At 50.3% G+C, this 14,399-nt stretch carries 13 protein-coding genes; 5 read left to right on the forward strand and 8 right to left on the reverse strand.

The window, feature by feature from the left end; all coding sequences use genetic code 11:
• Positions 1–43 precede the first annotated feature (43 nt).
• A complete protein-coding gene (locus EHW58_RS00125) occupies positions 44–913 on the forward strand; it encodes a DMT family transporter (protein WP_152793878.1) in 870 nt (289 codons plus the stop codon).
• A gap of 23 nt (positions 914–936) precedes the next feature.
• On the opposite strand, the gene EHW58_RS00130 is transcribed toward EHW58_RS00125, so the two are convergent.
• Positions 937–1,920, reverse strand: a complete 984-nt coding sequence (locus tag EHW58_RS00130) for a lipid A deacylase LpxR family protein (RefSeq protein WP_052708152.1) — start codon at positions 1,918–1,920, stop codon at positions 937–939.
• Positions 1,921–2,058: 138 nt separating this feature from the next.
• Between EHW58_RS00130 and EHW58_RS00135 the strand changes: the two genes are divergently transcribed.
• From EHW58_RS00135 to viaA, 3 genes are all read left to right on the forward strand, one after another.
• On the forward strand, positions 2,059–2,889 hold the full coding sequence (locus EHW58_RS00135; protein WP_152793880.1) for a rhodanese-like domain-containing protein: 831 nt from the start codon (positions 2,059–2,061) through the stop codon (positions 2,887–2,889).
• A 250-nt stretch (positions 2,890–3,139) separates the two neighbouring features.
• Positions 3,140–4,807 carry an AAA family ATPase gene (locus tag EHW58_RS00140; protein WP_227986254.1) on the forward strand — a complete coding sequence of 556 codons (1,668 nt, stop codon included), beginning with the start codon at positions 3,140–3,142 and terminating at the stop codon, positions 4,805–4,807.
• Positions 4,794–6,272, forward strand: coding sequence for an ATPase RavA stimulator ViaA (gene viaA, locus EHW58_RS00145; protein ID WP_152793882.1), 1,479 nt, complete (start codon positions 4,794–4,796; stop codon positions 6,270–6,272). The genes EHW58_RS00140 and viaA overlap by 14 nt, the downstream gene beginning before the upstream one ends.
• On the opposite strand, the gene EHW58_RS00150 is transcribed toward viaA, so the two are convergent.
• The 4 genes from EHW58_RS00150 to EHW58_RS00165 all read right to left on the reverse strand — a co-directional run bounded on the left by EHW58_RS00150 (position 6,256) and on the right by EHW58_RS00165 (position 9,990).
• Positions 6,256–7,158 carry an EamA family transporter gene (locus EHW58_RS00150; RefSeq protein WP_152793884.1) on the reverse strand — a complete coding sequence of 301 codons (903 nt, stop codon included), beginning with the start codon at positions 7,156–7,158 and terminating at the stop codon, positions 6,256–6,258. The genes viaA and EHW58_RS00150 overlap by 17 nt on opposite strands.
• A gap of 136 nt (positions 7,159–7,294) precedes the next feature.
• Complete coding sequence (locus EHW58_RS00155) at positions 7,295–8,089, reverse strand: ABC transporter ATP-binding protein (RefSeq protein ID WP_046075966.1); 795 nt, start codon at positions 8,087–8,089, stop codon at positions 7,295–7,297.
• Positions 8,086–8,997, reverse strand: coding sequence for an ABC transporter permease (locus EHW58_RS00160; protein WP_152793885.1), 912 nt, complete (start codon positions 8,995–8,997; stop codon positions 8,086–8,088). Before EHW58_RS00160 ends, EHW58_RS00155 begins: the two co-directional genes overlap by 4 nt.
• Before the next feature lie 24 nt (positions 8,998–9,021).
• Entirely contained in the window at positions 9,022–9,990 is a 969-nt protein-coding gene (locus EHW58_RS00165; protein ID WP_046075964.1) for an ABC transporter substrate binding protein, read from the reverse strand.
• A gap of 506 nt (positions 9,991–10,496) precedes the next feature.
• On the opposite strand from EHW58_RS00165, the gene nhaD reads away from it, so the two are divergent.
• On the forward strand, positions 10,497–11,927 hold the full coding sequence (gene nhaD, locus EHW58_RS00170; RefSeq protein ID WP_077668577.1) for a sodium:proton antiporter NhaD: 1,431 nt from the start codon (positions 10,497–10,499) through the stop codon (positions 11,925–11,927).
• Between the two features lie 104 nt (positions 11,928–12,031).
• Here the strand turns inward: nhaD and EHW58_RS00175 are convergent, their stop codons facing one another.
• From EHW58_RS00175 to EHW58_RS00185, 3 genes are read right to left on the reverse strand one after another with little or no spacing between them, the layout of a single operon-like run.
• A complete protein-coding gene (locus EHW58_RS00175; protein ID WP_046075962.1) occupies positions 12,032–12,472 on the reverse strand; it encodes a universal stress protein in 441 nt (146 codons plus the stop codon).
• Positions 12,473–12,493: 21 nt separating this feature from the next.
• Positions 12,494–13,777 carry a TRAP transporter large permease gene (locus EHW58_RS00180; protein ID WP_077579285.1) on the reverse strand — a complete coding sequence of 428 codons (1,284 nt, stop codon included), beginning with the start codon at positions 13,775–13,777 and terminating at the stop codon, positions 12,494–12,496.
• A gap of 16 nt (positions 13,778–13,793) precedes the next feature.
• Positions 13,794–14,369, reverse strand: a complete 576-nt coding sequence (locus tag EHW58_RS00185; RefSeq protein WP_046075960.1) for a TRAP transporter small permease — start codon at positions 14,367–14,369, stop codon at positions 13,794–13,796.
• Positions 14,370–14,399: the final 30 nt, after the last annotated feature.

The following is a 14,399-nucleotide window of genomic DNA, read 5'->3' on the forward strand; positions in this document are numbered from 1 at the left end:
GTTGGCTAATCTATCTTCACATAAAGATAAATGGAGACAGGTTATGCATTATTTCATCGCGATTCTCGCCCCCATTTTTTGGGGAAGTACTTATTCGGCGGTTGCATTGTACTTGGGGGATCTTTCCCCTTACTGGATGGCGGTCTGGCGGGCGCTGCCTGCAGGGATCTTAATGCTGTTGATCAGTCGCCGTGGTTTACCCTTGAGTTTGCCGAGAATGCTCGCAGTGAGCTTTTTCAATATTGCTGCTTTCTTTTTACTGCTATTTATCGCGGCATATCGACTACCGGGCGCGGTGGCGGGGACGTTAGGAGCCACCTTACCGCTCGTTCTGATGCTGTTGCAGTGGTTAACCGAAGGAAAACGGCCAGAGCCTAAGCTGCTTAGCTTGGCACTACTCGGGCTATTGGGAGTGGGATTGTTGCTGAATCCATCCACAGACATCGATTGGGTGGGAGCGGGCGCCATGCTATTAGCAACCTTCTTTGTCGCGCAGTCAACATTGTGGATGAAGCGATGGGAAGCGAAAGATATTTTTGGTCTGACCGCATGGCAGTTGGTTCTTGGTGGTGTGATGCTCGTGCCGTTTGCATGGGGCTTGGCTGGGCCGCCGCAAGCGCCAACACTTGACGCTTTACCAGGTCTAGCGTGGATAATCGTACTGAATACCGCCGTTGGCTATTGGGCTTACATTCGCTCAATTACCGTGCTGGGGCCCAATCGTCAGTCGATCATCATGTTCTTCAATCCGCTTACGGCCGTGACCCTGGGGGTACTTTGGATTGATGAGACGCTACAACCGCTGCAATGGTTGGGTATTGCGATGATTCTCGCGTCTTTGTTGTGGATGAAATTCTCCGATAAATTGGCGCTACCGCGCAGTGCGAAAACGGCGGCGGCTCCCTCAAGATAATGGAAAAGGGAATGACACTATCGCTAATAGCGATAGTGCACGGTCCAAGACACGTAACTGTAGGTGTTATCGATCGCTTGTTCATAATCTTTGGTATGCAGTACGACACTGATATCCGTGCCCCAGCGAGGTTGATAAAACGCTACCCCAGCTGCGGCACTGGCTTGCCAATGCGTCATATCGATGTCTGCATTTTCTGGCGGCTTATCGCCATTGATGGTGATGTCATTGGCACGGTAGCGACCTTGGATAGCCGTATACAAGAAGGCACCTTGTTCACTGGCCTCAAATAAGCGGCTATCGAGGTGCCGGCCGGGCTCATAACTGATTCCTCCATACGTGTTGGCGAGATCCAGCCCCACTCGGTAGCTAAGGCCTGCTGACAGCTCACTACGGAAGTTGCCAATATCCGCACGTCCAGTCACTCCCCATTCTTGATGCTCGCTACGGTGTAAAAGCTGGTGCCGCTCATAGGCAAGCTGTGCCACTGGGGTATTTTCCACTTGATAGTCCCAGCCTTTAGGATCGGGAGAGTCAATGACATCATGCACATAAGACTGCCCTTCTTCCGTTTGTGACGCGGGACCAACCATACCAAGCATCAGTGACCACTTATCGACCCGTTCTGGCGTCTGCTGGTAGATACCGGGCTCGATAAATATCAACCCTGCATAAGGGCGTTCCTCGGGTTGAGGTGTGGTATAGGTAATATCATTGGGCGTCCACATCATTTGCCCAATATCCACACTCCAGCCTTGCCTTGCCGACTCGTTGAGCGGAAGTTGCTCGGCAAACCAACGAATAGGCGTGACAGACGCACGAGTGAGATCATCTGACCAATCCGCATGCCAATGCGCATAAACACCACTGGTGTATTGGTTGTCGACCCCTAATGGGCTGTCGTTTTCAATCGTTAACCCAAAGCCAGCCGCCAAGGCCGTGCTAGGCGCGAGTAGCAAAGTGGGAAACAGTAAAATAGTGCCACTGATCACGCGAGACGGTGTCATTCACATCCTCATTTAGTTGCATCTTCAATGCGAGGCTCTCAGTATGAGTAAAAACGCAGGCTGACACCAGATGAGAAAGGTCAATATCTTGTGAAAGAGTGGTAAGCCGTCAATCAACGATGAAAAGGAACCGTCAAAATGTCAGTGTTTGTAACCGCCGAATGGCTGGCTCAGCGCCTCGATACCGTGATCCCTGTCGACGCCAGTTGGTTTATGCCTGATGTGTCGAGGGATAGCGTTCAAGAGTGGCAACAACGTCGGATTCCGGGGGCCGTTTTTTTTGACTTCGACAGTCGTATCAAAGACCCCACGTCTAGCTTGCCCCATATGTTGCCTGATGAAGAGCGCTTCGCCCAGCATATGGGCGCATTAGGCATTGCGTCGCAAGATACCCTGGTGGTGTATGACACCCAAGGATTGTTTTCAGCGGCGCGTGCTTGGTGGATGTGTAAAGTGATGGGTCATCAAAATGTGTTTATCCTGGATGGTGGGTTACCTGCATGGATGGCTTCAGAAGAGCTGATTGATAATACCCCGCCGCAGCCACGTGTCGAAGCGACCTATCAGACGCAGTTTAAACCGTACCGCTATATGGATGGTGCCACCTTGGCAGACAAACTCGCCGTGATGAATGTGATTGATGTTCGTCCTGAAACACGCTTTTATGGCGACGCCCCTGAACCGAGAGAGGGGATTCGTAGTGGCCATATGCCTGGCGCCACGAATCTTCCCTTTGCCACGTTGACTGACCCACGAGGCTTTGTGATCAGTGAGCGTGAAGCGCGATCGACCGTATTACCTCACTTAAGTGATACGCGGGTTAACGTAGTAAGTTGTGGCTCGGGGGTTACCGCGTGCATTTTGGCTGCTGTGGCTGAGCACTACTTCGCCTACCCTGTGGCGGTTTACGATGGGTCATGGACTGAGTGGGGTGGCCACTCACACTGGCCCGTAGTGAAAGCAGGTTAATTATCAAGCAATGACAAGAGGGGGTGTCGCAAGATTGACTTGAGAGTGATCTATGTCACTATCTGACAAGTGCGCTAATGATATATCGACATATTAATTAATATTAGTTTACATAATAGTGTGTTTTTTGTGCAGTTGGTCAGCTGGTTAATGGCAAATAGCGCTTGGCTTGCCATGATTAAATCAACAAGCGCTTCGTGGTTATCAAGCACAAAAATACCCTGTATAGCGATGAAAATCGGAGTATCACTTGTCTCAAAATCTTGCCACCGTCAGTCAACGTGCTTTGCTACCTGAGCGTATAGCCAGCCTCATCAATGCGCTTTCCAGTGGGGTGTACGAGCGCGAACATACCATCAAGATGTGTCTACTGGCCGCGCTTGCCGGTGAAAGTATCTTCTTACTTGGCCCGCCCGGGATTGCGAAAAGTTATATCGCTAAACGATTGATCGAGGCGTTTGATAACAGCCAGTTTTTTGAGTATTTGATGACCCGGTTTTCTACGCCGGAAGAAGTATTTGGCCCGCTCTCGATTCAGGCGCTGAAAGATGAGGGCAAATATGTACGCTTGACCGATGGCTATTTGCCTAACGCCGACGTTGTCTTCTTGGACGAAATATGGAAAGCAGGGCCGGCTATCCTCAATACCTTGCTGACCGTGGTCAATGAGCGCACCTTTAAAAATGGCGAGCATGTTTATCCTGTTCCTATGCGTTTATTGGTGACAGCGTCCAACGAATTACCCGAGCCGGACAGTGGGCTCGATGCCTTGTACGATCGCATGTTGCTACGAGTGTTCGTCAATCGGATCCAAGAGAAGAAAAACTTCAAACTGATGCTTACCGAGCCCAGCCAATATGAGGCAACGGTGGCCGATAAGTTGAAAATTAGCCATCAAGAATATCAGCATTGGCAGACCATTATTCCCACACTGGATCTGCCCGATGCGATATTCGAAAAACTCTACACCCTAAAACAACGGGTAGAAAATGCCGGCAGTGAGCAATCACAGTTCGATCCAAGTGAGCTTTATGTTTCGGATCGCCGGTGGAAAAAAGCAGTGCGTTTGCTAAAAGCGGCCGCTTTTTTCAATGGTCGTGACGAAGTTGCTCCACTGGACTTATTGTTACTGGAAGACTGTCTATGGCATAGCCCAGAATCGCGCGATGTAGTGCAAACCGTAATGCAGGCATTTGCCAAAGAGGTGCTGTTCGATCAACAAGAAGTACTCGCTTTGATCGATGACGTCAAAGTGGCGTTAGAAGAGATTGAGCAAGATACGGCTGAGGCGCTGACCTATAGACAAGAGACGGCCACCGCTGGACTCACGCGCAAAGCAATGATTGACGTGAGTCAGTCGCCTCGCTTCACGGTCAACCAAAGTCGAGACTTGGTGCGTTTTGTCCTACTTAGGGCCAACCCATCGGTGTCAGAGCAAGAAAAAGGTGACAGTCGCTGGGTGTATCTCGATGCGGCCGACATTGAGAAAAAGTTGAAAACAGGCAGCACAGACTTGTATGGCTATGTGAATAAAAACAATCATCTGTGCCGGCTCACGTTAGAGTGGGATGCGCAGCACGCCTTGGTCATTAAAGATATCGCTAATCGACCTGTACCTATGGCTTTGGTGGGGGTTAACGATCCGAGCGAATCGCAGCTAGCAGATTGGAAGCAACAAACCGATCATGCGCTTGAACAATTGCAGCATGCGCAGTTTTTAATTCGTCGCGCGCGCAGTCAACTCAATGCCGGATTACCGCATTTATTTGCGCAACCGGATCTGCTGGAAATCGCATCAGCGAGTTTGGTGGATGTGGAACATGAGGTAAAAACGCAGATTGATAACCTAGAGCGTCAAGTTAATCGTTTAGCGCGCTTAGGTGAGTTCTTCTCAGGAGCGAGCCATGCTGAGTGCTGAGAGCTTGAACATGGGGTTGATGCTCGCGGAGTCTGGGTTACTGGATGCGGCGATGACAGAGTTGATGTCTCACCCCCAGTTACTCGTGTTGACGGAACGAAGCCCAGCGATTAAGCGAGCCGTAAAAAAACAGCTTCAGCGCTGGCGAGGGCAAACGAAACGCAAGCTGGTGCAGCAAGGGCTGTCAGCTTCCTTGAAGCAAGAAATTCAATACTACGAGCAGGCCACCGAAAAAACCGCGCGCGCGTTTGAAAAAGAGATTGATACTTTACTGAGCCAATTAAAATCGGTTTCTTCGTTCTATCCGCAGGCGGAAAAGCTCGCCGCCCATCAAGCTCAGCACGCCGATCCCATGTTTCAGTCGTACTTTTGCAATAAATGGCACGCGCATTTAAAAGCCGAAATACAAAAAAATCAGTCCGACAGTGTTGAGGCGCAAAAACAAAAGCTCTTGGAAGATTTGTACCGCCGGATTGCAACCTATCAGCAAATGGATGGCGTTGACCAGTCGGGCGATATCAGCAAAGTGGGGCGGCTGTGGGATATGGCGGCAAGCTCTCTTTCTCAGCAAGACGTCACCTTGCTTAAACGGTTTATTGCGTTTCTAGAGAAAAACCCGGAGCTTCAAGCTATTGCGGAACAACTTGGGCGCATGGCCAATCAGGTGAATCTTTCTGGGCCCAGCCAACAGCCCAATGAAACCCTGAAAACCAAACCAGAGCGCCAGGTGGATGTGCCGGACGATATCACGGGGATTTGTCAAAGTGATCGGGTTGATCGCTTGTTGCCCAATGAAGCAGTGTTGCTCGCGGATCCGGCGCTTGAAGTGGTGTTTTACAAGCAACTGGTCGACAAACAGCTCCTTAATTATCAGTTTTCCGGTAAGGCCTATCGTCGTAAAAAAGTCGAGACACAGGCGCCGAGTCAATCTAAGCCGGAACAAAAGAAAGGGCCGTTTATCATTGCCGTGGATGCCTCAGGCTCCATGAGCGGTTTTCCAGAGCAGTGTGCTAAAGCCCTCGCGTACGTGCTGATGCGAATTGCCGCCACCGAGCACCGAGACTGCTACGTGATGCTGTTTTCCACTGACCATATTAGCTACGAGTTAACCGGTGAGCGCGGTTTGCAAGAGGCGATGAGCTTTCTCTCCTACCGTTTTCATGGCGGCACAGATATGACGCCAGTCATTGATAAAGCGCTCAATCTGATGGAAAGCGATCGCTATCAAAACGCCGATCTAGTGGTGGTGTCAGATTTTATCGCGCCTAAGCAATCGGATGCGATGATCAACAAGGTTGAGACTCTGAAAGCCAACCACAATCGCTTTCATGCCGTCAGCCTGTCCAAATATGGCAATCCCAGCCTAATGGCTATGTTTGATTATTGCTGGCGGTATCAGCCGTCGTTGGGTGGCAGGTTGCTTAATCAGTGGTGGCCGAGTAAATCACTTACAGCGCAGAAGTAGGTCTGGCACGGGTTTTTAGTCCCAACCAGCGGCCAATGCGCCGACCTAATACTGACAGGCTCAAGCCAGTAACAATCAAGGCCGCCCCAATCCACTCAATCAGCGATAAGGATTCTCCCAACCCGATCGATGCGGCCGCCATACCGACAATCGGGATTAATAGCGCAAACGGGGTGACCGAGGCCGAGGTGTGCTGGTTGAGCAACCACCCCCAGATAGCGAATGCAACTAACGTCGACAAGTAACCCACGTAGGCAACAGAGACCCAACCTGATAACGGTGTGGCTTGCAACAAGGCAATAGGCTGGTGGGTCTCAAACCAATACGAGAGGGCAAACAGTGGTAGCGGTGGGATTAAGCTCACCCAAACCATAAAATGCATCAGGTTAACGCCTGGCATTTGTTTCATCACCATGTTGGCGACTGCCCAGAAAAAGCCAGCGGCAACAATCATCGCCACGCCCGTGAGTGTCGCGCTTCCCGTAGAGGCAACAAAAAATAGCCCAAACCCGGAAAAAGCCACGATAAGTCCGATGCGTTGCGGCAAGGTAATATGTTCTTTAAGGAACAGGGCGCTTAACGCAATGGTAAAAATCACTTGTGATTGTAATAGCAACGAGGCGATACCCGCTGAGGCATCGTCCTGCATGGCAATAAACAACAAACTAAATTTAATGACGCCTAGGCTCAGTCCCACGGCGAATAGTTGCCACAGTTTTACCTTAGGACGCGGAATAAAAAATACCGCCGGCAAGGCGACGATAAAAAATCGTAACCCTGAAAACAAAATGGGTGGCAAGGTTTCCAGCCCAACTTTAATGACGGAAAAGTTGACGCCCCAGATCAGTACGACCAATAAAGCGAGCAGAACGCTTTGGATGTTCATAGTCAGTCCCTTACTAAGATACCGCTACCCTAGCATGGAAGACTGGCTATCACGAAAAATCTGGCAACAAGAATAGAAAATTGGGCGCTTATTCGAAAATAAGCGCCGTCTGTTTTCCTTGATGTGAAAGGCTGAGTTAGCCGAGCAGCAAACTGTCGTCGGCAAGGGTTTCGCCACGGACTTTATTGAACATTTCCAGCAGATGCGGGACATCCATATTCTTGCGTTCATCACCGTGCACATCGAGAACAATATTGCCTTGGTGTAACATCACGGTGCGATCGCCACAGGCCAAGGCATCTTTCATTGAGTGAGTGACCATCATCGCCGTGAGGTTAAACTCATTGACGATGGTTTTGGTCAAATCAATCACGAATGCGGCCATACGTGGATCCAGCGCTGCGGTGTGTTCATCAAGCAGTAAGAGCTTACTGTCTGACAGTGTTGCCATGACCAAACTTACCGCCTGGCGTTGGCCCCCTGAAAGCAGGCCGATGCTGTCACCGAGCCTATCTTCTAACCCTAACCCCAAAATCGCAATGCGCTCTTGGAATAATTGACGCCGTTTACTGCCAAGCGCACGTGTCCAGCCCCGGCCTTTTCCACGCCGATAGGCTAGGGCTAAGTTTTCCTCAATGGTTAACGAGGCACACGTACCCGCAAGTGGATCTTGAAACACACGAGCGGCGAGGGTGGCTCGTTGGTGAACGGCTTTTTTCGTCACATCGATGTCGTCAATCATGACCTGACCACCAATCATCGGGGTTTCACCTGTCACTGCACCCAACAAGGTCGACTTCCCCGCGCCATTGGAGCCAATGATGGTGACGAACTCTTTTTCAGGAATCGTGAGATTAACGCCTCGTAACGCGCGGTTCTCCAGCACGGTCCCAGGATTAAAGGTGACTTGAATGTTGTTAAGCGAGATCATCCTGACACCTCCGCCTGTTTCGCACGTTTTGACTTTTGATATTGCTGGCGCATTTTAGGCGCAATGAGCGCAACGGCAACCAGTACCGCGGTCACCAAGTTGAGATCAGAGGCTTGCAAGCCAAACATACCACTCGACAGCGCGAATGCGACGGCGAGACGATAGAGGATAGAGCCTAAAATAACCGCGACAACGGCTACCCAGACTTTACGCCCAGGGATGAGCGTTTGCCCCAATATCACCGCGGCGAGCCCCACCACAATGGTGCCGACGCCAGAGGTTACATCCGCAAAGCTATTGGTTTGCGCAAATAATGCCCCCGCAAAGCCGACAAAGGCGTTGGATAGCGCAAGACCAAAGTAGGTATACATCGCGGTACTCCCACCTTGGGCTTTCACCATCCGTGCGTTGACCCCGGTGGCACGTAGCCCAAGACCGAAGTCACTGGCCAATAAGCGGATGACGAGGAGGCCACTAATAATCACTAATACGCCCACCACTAAGGGGCGAAGATAGGCTGGGGCAATCCCGAGTGATTCGAACGGGGTGAGAATGGTTTCTTCCCCGAGCAAAGCGATATTGGGGCGCCCCATGATACGGATGTTGATAGAGAAAGCGGCAATCATGGTCAAAATACTCGAGAGTAAATTGAGGATGCCGCATTTTACGGTCAAAAAGGCGGTGACGAGCCCGGTGATCCCCCCGGCCAAAATAGCCACTGCCGTCGCTAGCCATGGGTTATAGCCAGCGACGATCATGGTTGCTGCGACGGCAGCACCCATTGGGAAGCTGCCGTCAACGGTCAGATCAGGAAAATCCAAAACACGGAATGTTAGATAGACCCCGAGAGCGACCAAGCCATAGATCAGCCCAACCTCTAAGGTGCCGAAGAACGCAATTGCAGTCATTTACTACTCCAAGACTGATACAAACTAGTCTACGATGCGTGAGGCGCGATCTAAGATAGACGCAGGCACCTCGAGGCCGAGTTTCTTAGCCGCTGCGCGATTGACAGCAAGGTCTGACCCTTCCGCCACTTTAGCTGGCAATGATGAAATCGGTTTGCCTTCCAGCACTGCGGCAACATAATCTGCGGTTTGTACGCCAACCGAGTAGTAATCAAAGCCTAATGCCACCACGGCACCATTAGGGGTATAAGAGGTGGAGCCGCCGATGACGGGTTTGCCAGCTGAATTGGCCGCTGCCACTAAGCCGTCAATGGCACTGGCGACTGTATTGTCTGTTGGGGCATAAATCACATCAGACTGTGTCGCAACGACTTGTGCGGCAGACTGGACGTCGGCACTTTTTAGTGCTGTCCCTTCGACCACTTTAATCCCATGCTGCTGCGCCGCTTCTTTGAGAAGTTCGACTAAGGTCACTGCGTTTGCTTCGCCCGGGTTGTACACCACGCCAATAGAGGAAAGATTGGGTAAAAGTTCTTTGGCCAGTGCGACGTGTTGGGCCACAGGGGAAAGATCAGACAGGCCTGTGACATTGCCGCTCGGGGCATCCATGTTTTTGACCAGCTTAGCGCCGACAGGGTCGGTTACGGCGGTGAAAATCACTGGCACATCACGGGTAGCGGCCGCGAGTGCTTGTGCAGAGGGCGTCGCAATCCCGACAAGTACATCCGGTTGTTCGCCGACATACTGGCGAGCGATTTGTACCGCGATAGCGGGGTTACCTTGTGCAGTTTGATATTTAAAATCGAGATTCTCGCCCTGGGTATAACCCTTGGCAATTAGCCCATCCAATAGACCATTGCGGGCGGCGTCAAGTGCCGGGTGCTCCACAATCTGAGAGACGGCGACACGCGCCGTTTCAGCCAGGGCGGAGGTGGTCGTTCCCACTGACAGCGCAGCCGCGCAGACGATGGCCGCGAGTTTAGGTGCTTTCATAGTGACTCCCTTCTTCGAACTATGCATCCCAGCAAGATAGCAATGATGCGTTTGCGATGTTGTGTAAGTGTTATTTTTTGGTTTTTTCAATGAGGATGACTAAAATCATTCACTTTTTATTTAAATCTAGTCGATTTTTGCTGACTATGACAGCGATTATCAACTAGTAAGTTGATATTATTAATCTTGACAGTAACCCATGTCACCTCTTTTTTGCGGTTGAAACGTGCTTAGTAATAGACGTTAACGCCATATTTGTTAATATTATGTTCGCTTTTGTTCTGCGGTGACCTATCCGTGCAAAATAAACAATTGATACATTGCACGATTGCCACAGAGCACGCTTTTTAAACTGTCTTTTAATGGTGAGAAATGTGTCACCACGCCGAGGCGACGCGATTTGTCTCTATGGCGGGTGGTCGGTCAATAAACAGTCGGAAACAGGCTGATTAACACGACGTAATTGTCATATCAGAAGTAAGGAAACAAAATTTGGAGGCTCAAGGATGAAGCGTTTGGTTGCGGCGTTGGCAATGGTATCGCCAACGGCTTTTGCCGCTACGACAGGAGAAGGACTGGATTTAACTCAGTCTTGGGTGGGCTATGCGTCTTTGGCAATCTTTGCGGTTGCTTACAGCTTAGTGATGCTAGAAGAAAAGCTTCACTTGCGAAAATCGAAGCCTGTTTTGCTGGCGGCTGGCTTGATTTGGCTACTCATTGGTTTTGCTTACTCTCAATGGGGCAATATGGCACCGGCGCATGCCGCGCTGGAGCACAATCTATTGGAGTACGCCGAGCTATTGCTGTTCTTGTTGGTGGCCATGACCTATATCTCGGCGATGGAAGAACGGCGTTTATTCGATGGCTTGAAAGCGTGGATTTTGAGTAAAGGCTACGATTTGAGAAGCCTGTTTTGGATTACTGGGATCCTATCTTTCTTTATCTCGCCAGTGGCGGATAACCTTACCACTGCACTGTTAATGTGTACCATTGTGCTAAAAATTGGCGGTGATAACCCTCGGTTTATTAATCTGGCTTGTATCAACATTGTTGTGGCGGCAAACGCCGGCGGTGCATTTAGTCCCTTTGGCGACATCACCACCTTGATGGTGTGGCAGGCGGGTAAAGTGACCTTTGCCGAATTTGGGGCCTTGTTTATTCCGTCTGTGGTCAATTACGTGATCCCCGCCTTTATCATGTCGCTATTTATCCCACGTACACAACCGGATGTGATGCAAGAGCATGTCGAGCTTAAACGTGGCGCGCGTCGTATTATGGTGTTGTTTTTACTCACCATTGCCACTGCGGTTGCGTTCCATGGCTTTATTCACTTCCCACCGGTGATGGGTATGATGATGGGCCTCGCGTACTTGCAGTTCTTCGGCTTTTACTTGCGTCGTACCCTGCCGCGCTCATTGGCACGTAAGCGTGCGATTGCGGAGGCGAAGAATGACGAAGCGGCATTACGTCGCCTAGGCTCAGTGGTGCCTTTTGATGTGTTTCGTCGCATCTCGCACGCGGAGTGGGATACCTTGCTTTTCTTCTATGGGGTCGTGATGTGTGTTGGCGGCCTTAGCTTGATTGGTTACTTATCGCTCGTCTCGAATGTGATGTATCTCGAGTGGAATCCTATTTGGGCGAATACACTGGTTGGGATTTTATCTGCGGTGGTGGATAACATTCCGGTCATGTTTGCGGTATTAACCATGAGCCCTGAGATGTCGCACGGTAACTGGCTATTGGTGACGTTAACGGCGGGTGTTGGTGGTAGCTTGTTGTCGTTAGGCTCAGCGGCCGGGGTGGCCTTGATGGGACAAGCCCACGGCAAATACACCTTTTTTGGCCACCTAAAATGGGCACCGGTGATCATGCTCGGTTACCTTGCCTCTATCGGTGTTCATCTGGTACTAAATAGTCATTATTTCCACCTACAATAAAAGCGCTGCAAACAGTGATAAAAAAGGCCAGCATCTTTCGATACTGGCCTTTTTCTTGTTGTGATGAGAGTGCGTTACAACGCGGAAAACGCCATCACGGGTGATTAAACCACCATAGTGGGACAATGTGCCCGCCCTGCCACACGATGGGAGACACTGCCGAGAAACATACCGTCTTTGTCTGAGTGGGTGCCATGCGCGCCCATCACAATCAAATCCACCTCTTTGCTTTTCGCAAACTTGATGATGGTTTTGGAAGGGCGCCCGCCTTTGACAAATCCGCGCACACTCTCGCCACCGTTTTCGACTGCATGTTGTTTGGCTTGCTCAACAATATTGCGGGCGTATTCGCTCAGGGTCTGGTCTGGGATCTGCAACCGATCGGGGCGAACCATCGATAGTGATGCCTCAAACAAACTGTGATGTTTAAACACACACAATAAGTAGAGCTCAGCATGGGTGAGTTGTTGCAACTCAATCGCTTTATCTAACGCATTTAACGCAGAATATGAGCCATCGACGGCAACTAGTATTCGTTTAAACATCCAATCACTCCTGTTGTTTAGTTACCCAAACGCAATATCACGCAGGAATAACGCAATCTGAGGGAACATCACCAGTAATGCCGCTGACAGAAGCAGCATTGCAATAAATGGCCCCGTTCCACGGATAACTTCCCAATAGGGTTTTTTGAAAATCGCAATAGCGGTGAAAATATCACAGCCAAACGGAGGCGTTGCTGAGCCGATCGCCACTTGCAAGGTGATCACAATCCCGACGTGTACAGGATCAAGACTAGTGGCTTCTATCGCAGGTGCAAATATAGGCGTGAGCACCAAGATAACCACAATCGGGTCAACGAACATACAGGCGACAAAAAAGGCAATTGAAATGGAGGCCAATACGCCCATCGGGCCCATTTCACTTATCCCCACTGCCTCGAGAATGGTTTGCGGAATTTGCGCGAAAGAAATGATCCAAGAGAAGCCATTCCCGACACCGACCAGAATGAAGACCACAGCGGTAATTAAGCCAGTTGAACGCGCGATCGTGAACACATCTTTGCTGTTTAGTGAACGAAAGACACCAAATTCCAAGATCATCGCATAAAGCACACACACCGCGGCCGCTTCTGTGGGACTAAAGACACCGCCATAAATCCCACCCACGATAATCAGTGGGAACATCAGTGGCCATAACGCTTTTCGTGTAGCGGTAATCCGTTCACTCCAGCTCGCTTTAGGCTCTGTCGGCACTTTGTGGACAGTGGCGTAATACAAGCAGTAGAGCGAGAAAAAGGTCAGAATCATTAACCCAGGACCAATCCCGGCAATAAATAGCTCGGCAATGGAGGTTTCTGAGATCACCCCGTAAATGATCATCCCGATGCTGGGTGGGATCAAAAAGGCGATATCACTGGAGTTGATGATCAACGCGAGCGAAAAAGAGTCGCTGTAGCCTGCGCGAAGCAGCTTTGGACGCAATGCCGAGCCAACCGCTACCACGGTTGCCTGCGTTGAACCAGACACGGCACCAAACAGAGTACAAGAGGTGGCGGTACTGATCGCCAACCCGCCGCGGATATGACCAATAAAGGTCATGACCATATCAATCAAGCGGTTAGCAGATTGCCCCCGCGTCATAATATCGGCGGCGAGAATAAACATAGGAACAGCAATCAGTGAGGCAGGACGGATCCCTCCCAGCACTTGCTGAATAAAAGTATCCATTTGACCAACGCCGCCAAACATCATGTAAAAACCGGTTAGCGCGGCAGCAATCAAAGGGACCATCATTGGAAAGCCAAGCACGAGCAAGACAATCATGATGAGCATTAACGTCATGGCCATAGTGGTAGGTGCCTATTTAAACTTCACTTTCTGTCTCAGCGTAACCATCGAGGACGCCAGCGGAGAGGTAAACATCGGGCGAGGTGAGATTTTTATAGACAGTCAACCAGTACTGAATGCCGGTGACGATAAAGCCGAGTGGTACCCAGATATAAATCCACCAAATCTCGAAGCCAAGTGCTGGCAAGATACGACCGCGGTCATAAACGGAGACAATATATTGATAAGAAAAATACGCCAACACCAGCATGATAAGGCCTGTGATCAGCGCAATGCTTGTCATTAAAATTTTTCTACCTTTGAAAGGCAGGGTGTCATACAGGGCAGACATACGGATGTGGCGACCATGACGCGCCGCGTAGCCAATCCCTGCAAAGGTGATTAAAACAATTAAAATGCGATTGATTTCGCCAGAAAAAAACAAGCCCTGCCCAAAGCCAAAGCGAGCAATGACATTGACACAGGTATTAAGGGCCATTAGGAGCACACCTGCGGCCAACATAAAGGACTCGATTTTACAAATCAGGGTATCCAGTTTGCCAAGGAGGCCGGGAAGCTCGGAGTGGTACGTGAGAGAGTCGGAATCGGTCATTACGTATTCCTCGAGTAAACAGGCACCGCA

The organism is Salinivibrio sp. VYel1, from assembly GCF_009377945.1.
GTDB lineage: Bacteria > Pseudomonadota > Gammaproteobacteria > Enterobacterales > Vibrionaceae > Salinivibrio > Salinivibrio siamensis.

Bases quoted from the DNA above. Each gene is read 5' to 3' on its own strand.
- EHW58_RS00125 (WP_152793878.1), top strand. From the start codon at position 44: ATGCATTATTTCATCGCGATTCTCGCCCCCATTTTTTGGGGAAGTACT.
- EHW58_RS00130 (WP_052708152.1), bottom strand. From the start codon at position 1,920: ATGACACCGTCTCGCGTGATCAGTGGCACTATTTTACTGTTTCCCACT.
- EHW58_RS00135 (WP_152793880.1), top strand. From the start codon at position 2,059: ATGTCAGTGTTTGTAACCGCCGAATGGCTGGCTCAGCGCCTCGATACC.
- viaA (WP_152793882.1), top strand. From the start codon at position 4,794: ATGCTGAGTGCTGAGAGCTTGAACATGGGGTTGATGCTCGCGGAGTCT.
- EHW58_RS00150 (WP_152793884.1), bottom strand. From the start codon at position 7,158: ATGAACATCCAAAGCGTTCTGCTCGCTTTATTGGTCGTACTGATCTGG.
- EHW58_RS00155 (WP_046075966.1), bottom strand. From the start codon at position 8,089: ATGATCTCGCTTAACAACATTCAAGTCACCTTTAATCCTGGGACCGTG.
- EHW58_RS00160 (WP_152793885.1), bottom strand. From the start codon at position 8,997: ATGACTGCAATTGCGTTCTTCGGCACCTTAGAGGTTGGGCTGATCTAT.
- EHW58_RS00165 (WP_046075964.1), bottom strand. From the start codon at position 9,990: ATGAAAGCACCTAAACTCGCGGCCATCGTCTGCGCGGCTGCGCTGTCA.
- nhaD (WP_077668577.1), top strand. From the start codon at position 10,497: ATGAAGCGTTTGGTTGCGGCGTTGGCAATGGTATCGCCAACGGCTTTT.
- EHW58_RS00175 (WP_046075962.1), bottom strand. From the start codon at position 12,472: ATGTTTAAACGAATACTAGTTGCCGTCGATGGCTCATATTCTGCGTTA.
- EHW58_RS00180 (WP_077579285.1), bottom strand. From the start codon at position 13,777: ATGGCCATGACGTTAATGCTCATCATGATTGTCTTGCTCGTGCTTGGC.
- EHW58_RS00185 (WP_046075960.1), bottom strand. From the start codon at position 14,369: ATGACCGATTCCGACTCTCTCACGTACCACTCCGAGCTTCCCGGCCTC.